Source organism: Sorangium sp. So ce362 (genome assembly GCF_051519845.1).
In the GTDB taxonomy this organism is placed as follows: Bacteria; Myxococcota_A; Polyangia; order Polyangiales; family Polyangiaceae; genus Sorangium.
The window spans coordinates 8,578,016-8,593,481 of the sequence record NZ_CP150332.1; the positions used below are offsets into that span (position 1 = coordinate 8,578,016).

Annotated in this window: 10 protein-coding genes and 1 pseudogene; 5 read left to right on the plus strand and 6 right to left on the minus strand. The window is 72.9% G+C overall.

Annotated features, from left to right (window positions below):
• Positions 1–258: 258 nt before the first annotated feature.
• From WMF17_RS33030 to WMF17_RS33040, 3 genes are all read right to left on the minus strand, one after another.
• A complete protein-coding gene (locus WMF17_RS33030) occupies positions 259–4,164 on the minus strand; it encodes a protein kinase domain-containing protein (RefSeq protein ID WP_437644987.1) in 3,906 nt (1,301 codons plus the stop codon).
• Between the two features lie 205 nt (positions 4,165–4,369).
• Positions 4,370–5,341, minus strand: coding sequence for a trypsin-like serine protease (locus WMF17_RS33035; RefSeq protein ID WP_437644989.1), 972 nt, complete (start codon positions 5,339–5,341; stop codon positions 4,370–4,372).
• Positions 5,342–5,419: 78 nt separating this feature from the next.
• On the minus strand, positions 5,420–6,817 hold the full coding sequence (locus tag WMF17_RS33040; protein WP_437644991.1) for a M12 family metallopeptidase: 1,398 nt from the start codon (positions 6,815–6,817) through the stop codon (positions 5,420–5,422).
• A 444-nt stretch (positions 6,818–7,261) separates the two neighbouring features.
• Between WMF17_RS33040 and WMF17_RS33045 the strand changes: the two are divergent.
• Positions 7,262–7,381 (plus strand): annotated as a pseudogene (locus tag WMF17_RS33045) (PEP/pyruvate-binding domain-containing protein); the annotation flags it as partial.
• Here WMF17_RS33045 and WMF17_RS33050 read toward each other — a convergent pair.
• Positions 7,371–7,535 (minus strand): hypothetical protein, encoded by a 165-nt coding sequence (locus WMF17_RS33050; RefSeq protein ID WP_437604389.1) that lies wholly within the window; start codon positions 7,533–7,535, stop codon positions 7,371–7,373. The pseudogene WMF17_RS33045 and the gene WMF17_RS33050 sit on opposite strands and share 11 nt — an antisense overlap.
• A gap of 26 nt (positions 7,536–7,561) precedes the next feature.
• Here WMF17_RS33050 and WMF17_RS33055 point away from each other — a divergent pair, with 26 nt between their 5' ends.
• The 3 genes from WMF17_RS33055 (at position 7,562) to WMF17_RS33065 (ending at position 9,592) form a co-directional block, all read left to right on the plus strand.
• Positions 7,562–8,041: a hypothetical protein gene (locus WMF17_RS33055; protein WP_437644993.1), complete on the plus strand. Its 480-nt coding sequence runs from the start codon at positions 7,562–7,564 to the stop codon at positions 8,039–8,041.
• Between the two features lie 172 nt (positions 8,042–8,213).
• A complete protein-coding gene (locus WMF17_RS33060; protein ID WP_437644995.1) occupies positions 8,214–9,098 on the plus strand; it encodes an ADP-ribosylglycohydrolase family protein in 885 nt (294 codons plus the stop codon).
• Positions 9,099–9,196: 98 nt separating this feature from the next.
• Positions 9,197–9,592, plus strand: coding sequence for a GFA family protein (locus WMF17_RS33065; RefSeq protein ID WP_437597214.1), 396 nt, complete (start codon positions 9,197–9,199; stop codon positions 9,590–9,592).
• Positions 9,593–9,820: 228 nt separating this feature from the next.
• On the opposite strand, the gene WMF17_RS33070 is transcribed toward WMF17_RS33065, so the two are convergent.
• Entirely contained in the window at positions 9,821–10,558 is a 738-nt protein-coding gene (locus WMF17_RS33070; RefSeq protein ID WP_437644996.1) for an enoyl-CoA hydratase/isomerase family protein, read from the minus strand.
• A gap of 180 nt (positions 10,559–10,738) precedes the next feature.
• Positions 10,739–11,350, minus strand: a complete 612-nt coding sequence (locus tag WMF17_RS33075; RefSeq protein ID WP_437597217.1) for a Dps family protein — start codon at positions 11,348–11,350, stop codon at positions 10,739–10,741.
• A gap of 202 nt (positions 11,351–11,552) precedes the next feature.
• On the opposite strand from WMF17_RS33075, the gene WMF17_RS33080 reads away from it, so the two are divergent.
• Complete coding sequence (locus WMF17_RS33080) at positions 11,553–15,410, plus strand: serine/threonine-protein kinase (protein WP_437644998.1); 3,858 nt, start codon at positions 11,553–11,555, stop codon at positions 15,408–15,410.
• The last annotated feature ends 56 nt before the right edge of the window (positions 15,411–15,466 follow it).

Consider the following 15,466-nt stretch of genomic DNA (forward strand, 5'->3'; position numbering starts at 1 on the left):
ACGGCACCAGCTCTCCGTGCTCACCGCACCTACCTTCCGCCCTCTCCTGACGTTGCCGAGCTCGACGCCGCCGCGCCGGAGGCTCCGTGTCCACAATGCGGTCTTGCCTTCCTTCATTGCAGCGATCCGTGTTGCGAGGCGTTCGTGCAAGACGAACCGGTATTGGCGCAGCGGTTACGGGCGAGGTCACGCGCGACGCCGCCGATGACGACCGCCTGCTCGTCCCTGCAACGACGGCTCTCGCCTCGACAGGCGCGATCACGGCGCGGCGTCGTCCAGCCACGCGCGGGAGAGGGCGAGTGTGCGGGCGTTGGCGGAGACGTTCTCGAGAAAGCTCTTCCTGATCACGGGGTCGCCGATCCTGGCCGAGCGGGCGAGCAGGTGGGCGCGCGCCTCGCGGAGGACGGCGCGGGCCGCCTCGACGTCGCCGCTCGCGTGGAGCGCCTCGGCGTGGAGCGCGGGGAGCAGCTCCTGGCGAGGCGCGAAGCCCGCGCAGGCGCGCCGGTTCCACGCGAGCGCCTCGCGGGCGAGCGCGACGGCCTCCGCCGCCCGCCCCTGCCTGAGCCGGAGCTCGGAGAGCAACGAGAGGTGCATGGCGTGCACGCTGGGCACCAGCCGGCTCGTGTCCCCGGCCGCGCGGTGCGCCGCCTCCGCCGCCGCGAGGTCGCCCCGGAGGAGATGGCACTCGACGAGGAGATGGCGCGCCATCGCGGCCAGCCTGGGATCGTCGCGCGTCGACGCATACTGGAGCAGCGCGCCGGCCCGCTCGATCGCCTCTGCTGGCCGCCGCCGCTCCAGGAGCGAGAGGACCCGGAACGTCATCGAGCTCGAGAAGGCGAAGATGGCCGCGCCCTCCGACGCGAGCACGCGCTCGTTGAGCTCGTCGGCAGCGTCGAGCGCGCCGAGCGCCATGTGGACGAAGGGGAGGAACGACGACACCGTCAGGGCGAAGAGGTGATCGCCGACCTCCTCGATGCGGCGCACCGCGGCCAGGTACGCGACGAGCGCGCCCCACGGGTCTTGCGCCGCGTGGCGGAGCCACAGGCCCTGGCACACGTGGATGCGGATCGCGAGATACGGGTCGCCCTCGCTGGCGCCGGCGACGTCCTCGTACAGCCGCCGAAGGTAGGGCTCCGCCAGCTCCGGCAGCCCCTCCCAGAGCAGGGCGGCGAGGATCCGGGAGATGACCGCTGCCCCGTGGACGTCGGCGGGGAGCTCCTCGGGCGGAAGGCGCTGGAGCAGCGCCTTGACGACCTGCCGGTCCTCGAAATGCACGACGCAGCTCAGCGCGCCGGCCACGGCATGCCGGTCGTGCTGGCTGCCGGGCGCGGCGATCTCGAGCGCCCGGAGCGCGGCCGCGCGGCCCTCGGCGTAGGCGCTGCTCCAGATGAGCGCATCCATCCAGACGAGGTGGAGCGCGGCGAGGCTCTCCCCCGCGGCCCCGCAGGCGAACCCCGCCTGCACCCGCGCGAGCACCGCCGGCAGATCGGCGCCGCGCAGCGCCAGCTCGGCCGCGCGCAGGTAGAGCTCGGCCGCGCGCGACCTGTCGTCGCTCCGCACGAAGTGCTCGGCCAGCACCATCGCATCCTGCTCGCCGGCCTCGAGCAGCCACTCGCCGGCGATCCGATGGCCGAGCGCCCGGTCGCGCTCGGTGAGCATCGCGTAGGCCGCCTCCCGCAGGAGCGCATGGCGGAAGGCGATCTCCTCCTCGCCGGCGAAGTGCGCACCCGACCGGCGCTCCAGGATCTCGCGCTCGAAGAGCTCGGCCCAGGCTTCCGCCTGGCTCGCCCCCGGCGGCGCCGCGCCGAGCAGCGCGCGCACGCCCCGCATCCAGGAAACCTCCCCGAAGAGGCTCGCCGCGCGCAGGATCCGCCGCGCCTCGGTCCCGAGCGCCGCGAAGCGCGCCTCCACCATGCCGAGCACCGTCTCCGGCAGCGCGCCGCCGCGTCCCTCGACAACGGCCCGGATGAGCTCTTCCAGGTAGAAGGCGTTGCCCTCGGCCCGCCGGACGAGCGCGGAGACCTCCTCGGGCGCGATCGACGCGCCGACCGCGCTCCGCACGAGCTGCTCGGCGGCCCGGGCGGGCAGCACGCGCAGCCGGAGCTCCGAGAGCCCGCGCTCGGCCCAGAGACGGGGGAAGAGCTCGTGGACCTCGGGCCGGGCAAAGGCGAGCACCGTGTAGGGCCGGTCGCCGAGCTCGCGCAGCGCCCGGTCGAAGATCCTTGCCGAGGGCGCGTCGCCCCAGTGGAGATCCTCGAGCACCACGAGCATGGGGCGCGCGCCGGTCACGGCCCGCGCATAGTCGACGTACGCGCGCTGGATCCCCTCGGCCAGGAGCGCCGGGCTCTGCCGCGCGGCCCGCAGCACCGGCCGGTCCTCGTCCGGGACGGAGACGCCGAGCAGCTCGCCCAGGAACCCGGCCACGCGCAGCCGCTCCTCGCCCGCGAGCAGCGGATCGAGCGCCCTCGCGAGCTTCCCCCGCCGCGCCTCCAGCGGCTCGCCCGCCGCGATCCCGAGCGCGCTCCGCACCGAACCGGCGAGCAGCGCGAAGGCCGAGCCCGCGCCCATGGAGTCCCCGCGGCCGACGCCGAGATCCAGGTCGGCGTGGCGCCGGCGCAGCGCCTGGACGACCTCGTGACGCAGGCGGGATTTGCCCATGCCGGCCGCCGCGGTCACCAGCGCCGCCGCGGCGCGGCGCTCGGCGAAGCTCTCCTCGGCGAGCTCGACCAGGCCGCGCAGCTCCCAGTCGCGCCCGACGTAGGGGCTCGGCTTGCCGAGCAGCTGGCGCGCCCCCTCGCCGACGTCCCGCTCCGCCTCCACCCAGAAGAGCCCGTCCTGCTCCGCGAGATCGAACCGCCCCTGGAGCAGGGCCTCGGTCACCGCGTCGACGCCGACGCACTCGCGCGGGCCGGCGGCGCGGGCGCGCGCGTCGACCACCTCCAGCAGCGCGGCGGCCCGCTCCAGCACCTCGCCGAGCGGCGACCTCCCTGTGTCCTCGCTGCGCCCCGTGACAAGCACGACGCTCGCGCCGGGCAGCGACGCCCGGATCCGCAGCGCGCAGCGCGCCACCAGCGCCGCCTGATCGATCGCGTTGCCCGCGCCCGCCACCATGGCCACCACCACGCCGCTCGCCAGCACCTCGACCTGGGCGCCGAGCGGCAGGGCTGCGAGGCGGACCGCGCCGAGCGCGCTCGGCGACGGCGCGTCGAGCGACAGGGTCTCGGTCGTATCGAGCAAACAGGCCTGCGCCGGCCGGACCGCCACGACCGAGGTCAGCCGCTTCTCCCCGGTGGTGATGACCTCGACGGCCGCGAGGCCCCGCGAGGCGCCGCTCCGCTCCAGGGCGCCGAGCGCGTCCAGGCAGCGCGCGACCGCCGCGCCGTCGGCGAGGCGCGCCGCGGGATCCTTGGCCAGCATCCGCGCGACGAACTCGTCGAGCGCCGGCGGCACCCCGGGCCGCAGCTCCGCCGCCCGCGGCGGGTCCACGAAGAGCAGCTTCGACAGGAGCGCGATCGGGTGCTGCGCCCGGAACGCCCGCTGCCCGGTCAGGCACTCGAAGAGCACGCAGCCGAGCGAGAAGACATCGGCGCGCGCGTCGATCGTCTCCCGCTCTGCCCTCGCCTGCTCCGGCGCCATGTAGCCCAGCGTGCCCACCACCGCGGCCGTCTGCGTCAACCGCGACGTGGCGTCCGGCAGCTGCGCGATGCCGAAGTCGAGCACCTTGACCTGGTCGAGCGCCCCGTCCACCAGGAAGAGGTTGCTGGGCTTGACGTCGCGGTGCACGATCCCGCGCGCGTGCGCCGCGCCGAGCGCGCCGGCCACGGCGCGCGCGAGGGCGACGCTGTCCTCGACGCGCAGCCCCTGCCTCGACAGGCGGGCCGCGAGGCTCTCGCCGGAGAGCCACTCCATGGCGAGGAACGGCTCGCCCGTGGGCGCCACCCCGTGCGCCACGTACCGTACGATGTGGGGGTGCTCGAGCCCGGCGAGCGCGCGGGCCTCCCGGGCGAAGCGCGCGGCCGCGCGCTCGTTCACCTCGCGCATCAGCTTGACCGCGACGACCGCGCCGGTCGCGCGATCCACGGCGCGGTGGACCACGCCCATCCCGCCCGAGCCGGCGAGCTCGCAGATCTCGAAGCGGCCGTCGAGCAGCCTGCCAGGAAGCATGCGCGCCAAGGATCACCCACGCCCGATCGCCGGGCAAGGAGCGGCGCAATCTGTCACCGCGCAGGCGCGAGCGGCGCGACCTCCCCGGGCAGGGCAAGGGCCATGTCAGCGGAAGCAGCGGCGGCCCAGGCACGCTGGACGCGACAGGTCGGCCGTGGGCGGCACCAGGCTGTTCCATCATGGGGCCTTCACAGGATTCGATGGCTCAGAACGGGGATGGTGACGCTGCCGCTTGCCTCACCCGCAGCGACGGCTGCGCAGGCGGCGGGCGTGGGTGACAATGCGCCTCTGCGCAGTCCGGATCGGTCAGGGTCGGGCCGACATCGCACGACCCGTCGCAGATCCCGTCGCCGCGGCACGGATCGCCCGCCTCGATGCGGTCGATCTCGGGCTGGATGAACGCCTCGATCGCCGGGGCGTCCGCGCGGGCGCTCACGCCGTCGATCTCGCAGTGGGCGTCGCCGTAGGAGATCACGCCGGCGACGCGCTCGACGCCCCCCCGCACGAGGAGCGCGGGGCCGCCGGAGTCGCCGAAGCAGGTGTTGGCGCCGGGGCTCCGCGCGTAGAGCTGGGTGGCGTCGATGGGGCCGCTGTCCGTGTCCAGGCCGACGTCGTCCGCGGGCCCCACGGCGGCGATCGGGAACGCGGCGACGCGGCGCGCGAGCGAGGTGCCCGCCTCGTCGATGCCGTGCCCCACGAAGGCGAGGCGCGGGCCCACGTACCGCGGGCCGCCGTCCAGGGTCTCGCGCAGGAGCGGCGCCGGGGCGACCGGCGCCGCGGCGGCGAGCTCGACGATCGCGAGGTCGCTGGAGAAGGTCGCCTCGTCGAAACCCGGGTGCCGCACCGCCGCGACCGCGCGGACGACCGCCGGCGGCCGCGCCGCGCCCGGACGGAGATCCTCGCCGAAGTAGATCCGGGTGATCCCTCCGCCGGGCTCGAGGCAATGCGCGGCGGTGAGCACCACGCGGCGCGCGACGAGGACGCCGGAGCAGAAGGCGCCGCCCTCGTCCCCGACGCCGACCGCATAGTCGCGCGCCGCATCGAGCGCGCCGCCGAGGATCGCGGCCCGATGCTCGCCGACGCGCTCCGCCGCACCCTCGAGCGCGTCCCGGGGAGCGCAGCCGGAGAGGGCGGCGAGGGCGAGAAGCGACAGGGGCCGAAGGCGCCTTCCAGACATCGTGAACCTCACCGCCTCTCGCTGCCTCAGCACCTCACCGCCTCTCGCCGTCTCGGCACCTCACCGCCTCTCGCCGCCTCAGAAAGTGATGCCGGGCTTCATCCAGCGCTGCGCGCGCGTGCCGTTGCATTCCTCGATCTGGACGTTCGTCCCGCAATCGATCGCGCCGCCGCTCACGTCGAGGCAGCGCTCGTTGTTGACGAAGCTCCGCAGCGCGCCCTCCGGCGTCCAGAGCCACCGCTGGGCGTTGCTGCCGTTGCACACGCCGATCTGGACGTTGGTGCCGGGCTGGACGTCGTTGCCCGTGGTGGCGGCGACCTCGAGGCAGCGGTCGTCGGCGACGGCGCTCCGCAGCTCGCTGCTCGGCGAGATGAACCACTGCTGCCCGTTGCCCCTGTCGCAATACACGATGGCCACGTTGGTCCCCGGGGTCGAGCTGGCGCCGACGACGTCGAGGCAGCGGTCCGGGGCCACGCTGCTCCGCAGCTCGCCGCTCGGCGTGAGCAGCCACTCCTGGGCGCTCGTGCGGAGGCAGCCCTGGGTCTGCACCGTCGCCCCCTCCTCCGTACTGCCGTTCGACACGCCGAGGCAGCGGTCCGCGGCGACCCCGGTCCGGAGCCGCACGCGGCGGCCGTACATCGCCTCCAGCGCCCTGATGTCGCCGATCGACAGCCCCGCGCGCTGCGACGTGAAGGTCGACCCGTCCTTCTTCGTGATCGTGGGCTGGCCGTTGGCGGAGAACGCGAAGGAGTTGTAGTGCATGATCGAGCCGAGGTCGTACGGCCCGAGATCCACGCCGTCGCTGCGACCGAGGTGCGTGAGGAAGTTGTGTTCGTGGCCTGGCTCGATGTTCTCGAAGTGCACCGTGACCTTCTCGTCGCGATCGCCCCTCGACTGCTCGTGGTACAGGCCGACGGCGTGCCCGATCTCGTGGATGGTTTCGCCGGTCAAGCAGCCGGGGGCCAGGAGGATGAACTGCTGGCCGCCGCTCCGCCCAATGGCGGACGAGCACCCGGTGCTCGGCCGGAACGTCACGTAAGCGACCTCGGTCGTGCGGGGCGTGAACCGGAGCGGCGTCACGGACTGCACGTGAGCGATGGCGTCGTTCACCCGGACCTGGTAGGGCAGGCTCGCGTCGATCGTGTACGGGACGACCCCGCCCGGCCACCGGGAGGCGCCGTCGAGCCGCGCCGCGGAGCGCTCCTGCCGGTCTCGCTCGTCGAGGAGGATATCGCCCTCGAACACCGCCACGCCGCCGATCCGCTCGTAAACCACCCTCTGCGGCCCCAGGCCGGGGAGATCGACGATGCGCTCCTCGACGCGGCCGCGCACGCCGGGAAACGCGAGCTCCGTGCGCGCGTCGAAGGAGCTCTCGGCGTCCTCCCCGTCCGCGCCGGGCTCTCCGACGCACCCCGGGAGGAGCGCGAGCCCGAGACCCAATATCGCCTGAACACCGAACCTGTTTCGCATGATCATGAGTTCTCCTCGACGGGCAAGCGGTGCGCCGAGATCGAGAGATCTCCGCCCTCCGCGCAGCCACGTCGTCCCGGCCCTCGGATCCGAGCGGCGCTCCCGCGAGCCCGGAGGCGCCCACGGAGGCCTGTGGCGCTGGCCGCGGATCATCGGCTGTCGCTCTCGTCGCGACCGCGGAGGTCATCCGGGCTGCAGCGCTGGGCCAGCCGCGGTCCTCGGTCGGACGCGGAGGTCTCCCTGCGGGAGGACCTCGAGAGACACGTCGATGCCCCGCTCGGGCGCGAGCCCGTCCCGGGACCCTCCTCTGCGCGATCGTTCACCTGTGCCCTTTGAATGCCGCCGGGCCCGGCCGGCCTTCATGGTGTCGAACACGGCACATCGTTTTTTTCTGGAGCGCGTTCCGGGGAGATTTCGGGGCAAGCCGGCCAGGCCCCCGCCTCGTGGGTCATCCCCTTCGCGCAGGTACGGGCGCGCGACCTTCCGCGCGTCGGCGGCAAGGGGGCCAACCTCGGCGAGCTGGCGGCCGCCGGCTTCCCCGTGCCGCCCGGCTTCTGCGTCACGACCGCTCGCCAGCGCTCGGCCTCGGCGCGGTGGAGCGGCTGCCGCGGGCCGTGGATCGCGGCGTGGCCTTCGTGCCCGGCGCCGCCTTGAACAGGGTCTCCTCGGGGGTCGTGAGCTCGGCGCCCAGTTCCGCGCGCCAGGGGTCCGGGAGAGATTTCAACGTAAAAGTGTAATAGAGTAGAGACGATGACAATGGGTCTGATCGGCAACAGGACCAAACTAGCTGTTGACATTGGCGATTACTGGGAGGGGTCGAAGCAGAACCAGCACATAAAGGTCTGGTTAGGCGGGAAAGACATAACCAGCGTTGACGATGTGGTGTACTTGCCGACTTTTTACCATAATCTAAAAAATGACATCGAGAAACTGAAGAGCCATACGCATGTAAGAATTGACAATAATTCAAGCGACGAAGCGCTGTTTATCCAATTTGAAATGACTGACGCAGCTCAGCACAGGATTCTATCGTTGGACTTGACCACCATGTCTGCGCGCTGTTACTACGTCCACTCTCAAAATAGCAGCTACATTATCTTTTCCTACTGGGACGAAAGACATGAACCCAGGAGCGAGGTGGGCAAAGTATTTCACGTCGACATTGAAAAAGAAGAGATTGTTAATACTCTTCAAGAAACATTACATAATATTTCGACAAAATGGTATTAACGTCAACCTTGCCCCGGCTTCCTAGCCCCCGACCCGGGCCCCTTCGAGCGGGCGGCGACCGAACGAGCCGCTGCTATCCGAGGGCCGCGCAGCCTCGCTCCCCTCGGCAGCGCGGCCACTCGTTAGCCGAAGGGCGAGCGCCGCGACGGGATCGGGCGTATCATCTCCACCGATGACGAGCGTCGGATTACGGGCACGCGCACGGAGCTGCCTCCTCGCAGGCGCCCTCGGCGATGCATGGGGCGGCCCGTACGAAGGTCTCACCGGGCCCGTTCGGCCTTCGTTCCCTGACGCTCCGCGGCTCTCGGACGATACTTGGCTGACCCTGGCCACGTGCGAGGCGATCGTGCTGAACCGAGGGCGTGTGCAGCCGGAGCGAATCGCGGAGCGCTTCCGCCGCTGGTTCGAGGAGGGCCGCATCACCGGGGCGGGCTCCGCAACCCTCAAGGCGCTTCGTGACCTTGCCGCCGGCGCCCACTGGGCTCTGGCTGGAGCTCGCGGCGAGTTCGCCGCCGGGGCGGGCGCCGCCATGCGGGCCGCTCCGCTGTCGTTCTTCCTGGACCCGAATATCGAGGCCGATCGTCGGACGATCCGTGACATCTCACGGATCACCCACCACAGCGACGAGGCCTACTCCGGTGCGCTCGCGGTGATCGTCGCGCTGCGGCTCTGTGCGACGGCCTCGGTGGTTCCGCAGGATCTCCTCTCCGCGGTCGCCAACGCCTTGCCCGACACGGCGGTCCGCGACCGGCTCCTCGACCTTTCTGCCTTTCGAGAGTCTCCCGGCGACGCCGCCCTTCGCTTCGGGTGCTCCGGCCATGGAGTCGAGGCCGTGCCGATCGCCTTGTTCGTCGCGGCAACGACCGCGAGGGAGCCCCTCGAGTCGGTGATCGCGACGGCGGTCTCTCTGGGCGGTGACACCGACACGATCGCCGCCATCGCCGCCCAGGTCGCCGCCATCTCGGGACGGCCAGTCCCGGAGGGCCTCATCGCGAGGCTTCCGGAGGCTCCGCAGCTCGCTCCGGTGCTCGACCCCTTCATCTCTCTTCTGCAATGACGAGCGGGGCCGGTCTCTGCTAACATGCCGGTGCTGCCGGCGGGCGCTACGCGCCCGCGGCAGACCGGTAACGCGTCAGGTGCCCGAGGGGAGTTCACATGCCCGACCGTGTCGCCTCCTGCAGTTGTGGTCAGCTCAAGGCTCGAGTTACCGGCGAGCCTGTGCGTGTCTCCATTTGCCACTGCTTGGCCTGTCAGCGCCGAACTGGCAGCGTCTTCGGGCAGCAAGCCAGGTTTCGGCGCGAGGACGTCTCGCTCTCTGGCGCCTCGTCTGAGTACGTCCGCGTGGGCGACGAAGGCTCTCATAGCAAATTCCACTTCTGTCCAGGCTGCGGATCGACCGTCTACTACGAGTCGGAGGGAATGGAAGAATACTTGGCAATCCCTGTTGGGGCGTTTGCTGACCCAAGCTTTCCAGCGCCGCTCGTCTCTGTTTACGAGGCTCGAATGCACAGCTGGGTCATTCCCCCTCCCGACGCCGAGCACATCCCATGAGCAATCAGGCACCTGACCCCTCCATCGAGCGGACCAGGCCGATGGAGCTCCACGGCTGCTGAACCGCCGCGATCGGCTCGCCGGTCTCGTCCTCGCGCCGCGCTGGCTCGACGAAGACCGGGCACGCGAGCGCGCTGCGCGGCGGGGTGCGGGAGGAAGAGCAGCCGTGCGGGAGTCAGGAGGGACTGTCGCTGATCACCCCGCGCGGCGTGGTGATCTCCAGCTAGCTCACCCGAAGAGCGGCGCGGTCAACGCCTGCTTGGCGGAGACGAGCGCGTCGATCAGGGCCTCTCGCTCGGCGACCGGCGTCGCGGCGATCCGCGCCCACGCCTCGTTGCGGCGGCTCGCCTTGACGAAGCGAAACGCCGCGGCGGGGCGGCCGCACGCCTTGGCGAGCCAGCGGCGCGCGTCTTCGAGCGGATCGGCGGAGAGCGCGTCGCCGACGCCCATCTCGAAGACCTCCGCGGGGGAATGGAGGTCCGCCCCGAAGACGAGCCGCCGGAACGCGCGGGTGGGACAGGCGGCGCGGACGATCTCGAAGGCGACGCGCGGAAAAGGGATCCCCACGGCGAGCTCGGGGAGCCCGAGCTTGTAGTCGCCGGCGCCGAGCGCGATGAAGTCGGCGCACATCGCGAGCACGGCGCCGCCCGCGATCGCGTGGCCGTGCACGGCGGCGGCGAAGGGCTTCGGGAAGCGAAACGCCGCGCCGAAGGCGGCGTCGAAATCGTCGAGGAAGCCCGCGAGCGCCTCCCGTTCGAGCGACGCGACCTCGCGCAGGTCGAGCCCCGCCGACAGGCATTTGCCGGCGCCACGGACGAGGACGCCGCTCACGGCGTCGTCCTCCGCGAGCCGCCCGAAGACGTCGGTCATCTCGCGGAGCACCGCGTGGTTCATGGCGTTGACCTTGGGTCGGTTCAACGCGACCTCGGCGATGCCGCCGCTGGTGAGCACCTCGATGAATTGCATGGCGCGAGCATCGCGCATGGCCGATCTCGGCGCAAGAACGCGCCCGGCGGCGATCCACCGACCCCTGCGCGCGGCGCTCGCCCTCGCGCGCAGAGAGCGAGCGTGCCCCCGCTCACGGCGCACACGGTTTCTCCGCGAGACGCGGCGCACGGCGAGGAGCGGCGGTATCGCCCCCGCCGCCTACCGCGCCCGGACGAGCGGCGTGTCCACGAGGTGCTCGGACAGGAACCACACCTGCATCTCGTTGACGCGGACAATCTCGCTCACGAGCAGGTCGTTCGTCCCGTCGTCGCCGCCCTCGGCCGCCTTGCCCGCCGCCTCGCGCGCCTCGATCAAGATCTGCTCGTGCGCCTCGAGCAGCCGCGAGATCTGCACCGGCACCTCCTCGCGCCCGCGCGGCGGCCGCTCGATCTTCGTCATCTCGGCGACGTCGTGCGGCATCGCGATCGCGATCCCGCCGAGCGTCTGCGCCCGCTCGGCCAGGTCGTCGACGAGCTTGACCTGCTCTTCATAGTGCTTGTCGAGCAGGAGGTGCAGCGAATAGAAGGTCGCCCCCGATACCTGCCAGTGGTGCTTCTTGTACATGTCGCGCAGCACCATCGTGTCGCTCAGGATCTGATTGAGCGCCTTCACGCTCGCCGCGCGCACGTCGTCGCTCAGCCCGAGCGGATAGCGCGCAAGCGCCCCGTACGGCTGAATCTCCTCCCCGCGCTGGCGCAGGATGGGTTGCGCCTCGGGCCCCGGCCTGCCGTCCCCGGTCGTCTGCTCACGCACCTGAGTCATGATCGCCATGATCGCTCCTCTCGCCACCAGGCCTTCTTCGCGTCCGAACCGCCGGGTGGCAACCCTCCACGTGCGCGGCGAGGCCGCCTGTGCACGCCTGCCGCGCTCGCCTCGCCCGCCGCCCTCGCCCCGAATGAGCACTGGACGCAGAGCTCGTCTCGCTGGCAGGCTGGCCGCCGGCGAGGCCCCTCGCCGGGGTCCTCGGTGAGCGATGCAGGCAGGAGATATCATAGACGGCCGGTTCGCCATCGAGCACCTGGCGGCCTCTGGCGGGATGGGGGCCGTCTACCAGGGCCGCGATCAGCAGACCGGCGAGGCCGTCGCGATAAAGCTCCTGACCACCGAGGGCCCCCAGCACCTCGGCCGCTTCGCGCGCGAGGCGCAGGCGCTCGCGGCGGCCCGCGTCCCCGGCGTCGTGCAGTACGTCGCGCACGGCACGACCGCGTGGGGTCAGCCCTACCTCGCCATGCAATGGCTCGACGGCGAGACGCTCTCCGAGCGGCTCACCCGCCAGGGGCTCACCCTCGAGGAGACCCTGGAGCTCGGCCTGCACGTCGCGAGGACGCTCGGCGCCGTCCACAGGCTCGGCCTCGTCCACCGCGACCTGAAGCCGAGCAACCTGATCCTCGAGGGCGGCTCGCTCGAGCGCGTGAGCCTCATCGACTTCGGGCTCGCGCGCGCCGCCACCGACGAGCCGCTCACGGCCGCCGGCCTCGTCCTGGGCACGCCCGGGTACATGGCCCCGGAGCAGGCGCGCGGAGAGCTCAGCGCCGACGCCCGCGTCGACGTGTTCGCGCTCGGGTGCATCCTCTACCGCTGCCTGACCGGCCACCCCGCCTTCCAGGGGAACGCCGGGCTCGCCGTGCTGATGAAGGTCCTCCTCGAGGACCCACCCCGCGTGCGCGAGCTCCGGCCCGGCACCCCCGCGGCCCTCGACGGCCTCGTCGCCCGCATGCTCGCGAAATCTCCGCAAGATCGGCCGGCCGACGGCGACGCCGTCGCGGCCGAGCTCGCCACGATCGGCGGGCCCGAGAGCAGCCTCGGGGGGCCCCGCTCCTTCCCGCCGCGGGCCGTGGAGCTCACCACCGGCGAGCGGCGCGTGATGTGCCTCGTGGTCACGCGCGAGCACCCCGCCGAGGGCGACGCCGCGGAGGAGCCGCGCCGGGCGCAGCTCTGGCAGCTGCACGACGTGGCGGAGCAGTACCGCGGCGAGCTCGAGCTCGTCGAGGGCCGCTCGCCGCTCATCGTGCTGTCGGGCGCGGGCACGCCGACCGATCTCGCGGCGCGGGCCGCCCGGTGCGCGCTCGCGCTGAAGGAGCTGCTCGGCGGCGCGCCCGTCGCCCTCGCCACCGGCCGGGCGGAGCTCTCGGCGCGCGTGCCCGTCGGCGAGCTCATCGACCGCGCCTTCCAGATGCTCGCCGCCGACGACGACCGCTTCCCCCTCGCGGGCGTCCGCATCGACGAGGTGACCGCGGCCCTCATCGGCGCCCGGTTCGACGTCACCGAGGACGCCGCCGGCCGCGTCCTCCACGGGGCGCGCGACGAGCGGACCGCGCAGCTGCTCGGCCGGCCGACCACGTACGTCGGCCGCGAGCGCGAGCTCGCGATGCTCGTGGCGGAGGTCGACCGCTGCATCGACGAGGGCGCCGCCGGCGCGGTGCTCGTGACCGCCGAGGCAGGCATGGGCAAGTCGCGCCTGCGCCAGGAGCTCATCCGCAAGCTCCGCGAGCGGGGCGACCGGATCGAGGTCTGGATCGGCCAGGGCGACCCCATGGGCGCGGGCTCGGCCTTCGGCCTGCTCGCGAGCGCGCTCCGTCACGCCCTCGGCCTCACCGACGGCGAGCCGCTCGCGGCGCGGCAGCGCAAGATCCGGGGCCGCGCGGCGCAGCACGCGGAGCTCGACGCCGCCCGCGTCGCGCCCTTCCTCGGCGAGCTCGCCGGCGCGCCGTTCCCCGACGAGAACGACGTGCAGCTCCGGCTCGCGCGGCGCGACGCCGTGCTGATGGGCGACCAGCTCCGCCTCGCCTGGGAGGCCTTCCTCGGGGCGGCGTGCCGCGCAGGGCCCGTGCTCCTCGTGCTCGAGGATCTGCAGTGGGGCGATCTCCCCACCGTCACGATGGTGGAAGGGGCGCTGCGCCAGCTCAAGGACATGCCGCTGCTCGTGCTGGCGCTGGGGCGGCCCGACGTGCGCCGGCTGTTCCCGAGGCTCTGGGAGGGCCGGCTCGCGCACGAGCTCCACCTGACGCCGCTCCCGCGCCGGGCTAGCGAGCGGCTCGTGCGCGAGGCGCTCGGCGCGCACGCGCGGCACGACCTCGTGGCGAGGCTCGTCGAGCGCGCGGACGGCAACGCGTTCTTCCTCGAGGAGCAGATCCGCGCCGCCGCGGAGGGCAAGAGCGAGGGCCAGCCCGAGACGGTGGTGGCCATGGTGCAGGCGCGGCTGGAGACGCTCGACGCCGAGGCGCGGCGGCTCCTCAGGGCGGCGAGCATCTTCGGCGAGACGTTCCGGTCGAGCGCCGTCGCGGCGCTCCTCGGGAGCATCGACATCGCGCCGCTCCTCTCGGAGCTGCTCCGGCGCGAGGTGATCGTGCGGCGGGGCGAGGGGCGGCAGCGGGACGGCGCGGAGTACTGCTTCCGCCACGCGCTCGTGCGCGACGCCGCCTACGGCATGCTGACCGCGCGCGACCTGCGCATCGGCCACGCGCTCGCGGGCAGCTTCCTCGAGGCGGCCGGCGAGGGCGACCCGCGGGTCCTCGCCGAGCATTTCGAGCGCGGCGAGGAGCCCGAGAAGGCCGCCGAGTGGTACCTGCGCGCGGCGGACAAGGCGCTGCGCGGCAACGACCTCGCCGCGGCGATCGCGTGCGCCGAGCGCGGCATCGCCTGCGGGCCCGGCGCGGCCGCGGTGGGCGCGCTCCGCCTCGTCGAGGCCGAGGCGCTGCTCTGGCGCGGGGAGGCCGCCCTCGCCGAGCAGCGCGGGCTCGAGGCGACGCGGCACCTCGCGCCCGGCTCCGTGGCCTGGTTCTCGGCGTTCACGCAGCTCGCCGGGGCGGGGCACAAGCAGGGCCACTACGAGCGCGTCGAGCGCTGGATGATGGTCGTCCTCGGCACCGCGCCGCTCGCGGGCGCGCTCATCGCGAGGAACGCCTGCCTGCTCGAGGGGGCGATCGTGCTCCTGCTCGGCGGCCGCTACGCGTGCGTCGACGCGCTGATCGACGCGGTCGAGCAGGCGACGGAGGACGCGTCGGCCGCGGATCTCATGATCGAGGCGAAGCTCCTCTACCTGCACGGGCTGCTCCGGCAGCACAACGGCGATCCGAGCGCCTGCATCGCGAGCATGAGCGCGGCGCTCGCGGCGTTCGAGGACATCGGCGATCGCCGCGAGGCGTGCCGGGCGCGGCTCAACATGGGGCTCTGCTACGTGCAGTTCGGGTACTTCGAGGCGGCGGCGGAGGTGCTCCGCGCCGGGCTCGAGGAGGCGGAGCGGATGGCGCTCGACGACCGGGTGCCGAACGCGCTGCAGAACCTCGGCCTCGCGCTCGCCCACGCCGGCGAGGTCGACGCCGCCAAGGCGGCGCTGCGGAGCTCGATCGAGGCGCTGGAGCGCCGCGGCGACCGGCGCCGGGAGTGCGAGAGCCGGCTCCAGCTCGCGCGCGTCCTGCTGCTCGCGGGCGAGCCCGCGCTCGCCGAGGTGGAGTCGCAGGCGGCCGAGGCGCTCGCGCGGGCGGTGCCGGAGCGGCTCCCCGCGGCCATCGCGGCCCGCGCGCGCGCGCTGCTCGAGCTCGGGCGCGCCGGCGAGGCGCTCGCGGCCACGACGGAGGCGCTGTCGCTGCTCGAGCCCGACCGCGGCGACGAGGAGGGCTTTCTGGTGCGCTTGGTCCACGCCGAGGCGCTGGCGGCGGCGGGCCAGAGGGCCGAGGCCAGGGGCGCCATCGCCCTGGCCCGCAATGGGCTGCTCGTGCGGGCCGGGAGGATCAGCGACCCCGTCTGGCGCGAGCGCTTCCTGAGCGATGTCCCCGACAACGCGCGGCTCCTCGCGCTCGCGCACGAGTGGCTCGACGAGGCGGCCCGCTGAACCGCCTGCGGCCTGCGCAGCGCCCGCGGCCTGCGCAGCGCCTGCGGCCTGCGCAA

Bases quoted from the DNA above. Each gene is read 5' to 3' on its own strand.
- WMF17_RS33030 (WP_437644987.1), bottom strand. From the start codon at position 4,164: ATGCTTCCTGGCAGGCTGCTCGACGGCCGCTTCGAGATCTGCGAGCTC.
- WMF17_RS33035 (WP_437644989.1), bottom strand. From the start codon at position 5,341: ATGTCTGGAAGGCGCCTTCGGCCCCTGTCGCTTCTCGCCCTCGCCGCC.
- WMF17_RS33040 (WP_437644991.1), bottom strand. From the start codon at position 6,817: ATGATCATGCGAAACAGGTTCGGTGTTCAGGCGATATTGGGTCTCGGG.
- WMF17_RS33055 (WP_437644993.1), top strand. From the start codon at position 7,562: ATGACAATGGGTCTGATCGGCAACAGGACCAAACTAGCTGTTGACATT.
- WMF17_RS33060 (WP_437644995.1), top strand. From the start codon at position 8,214: ATGACGAGCGTCGGATTACGGGCACGCGCACGGAGCTGCCTCCTCGCA.
- WMF17_RS33065 (WP_437597214.1), top strand. From the start codon at position 9,197: ATGCCCGACCGTGTCGCCTCCTGCAGTTGTGGTCAGCTCAAGGCTCGA.
- WMF17_RS33070 (WP_437644996.1), bottom strand. From the start codon at position 10,558: ATGCAATTCATCGAGGTGCTCACCAGCGGCGGCATCGCCGAGGTCGCG.
- WMF17_RS33075 (WP_437597217.1), bottom strand. From the start codon at position 11,350: ATGGCGATCATGACTCAGGTGCGTGAGCAGACGACCGGGGACGGCAGG.
- WMF17_RS33080 (WP_437644998.1), top strand. From the start codon at position 11,553: ATGCAGGCAGGAGATATCATAGACGGCCGGTTCGCCATCGAGCACCTG.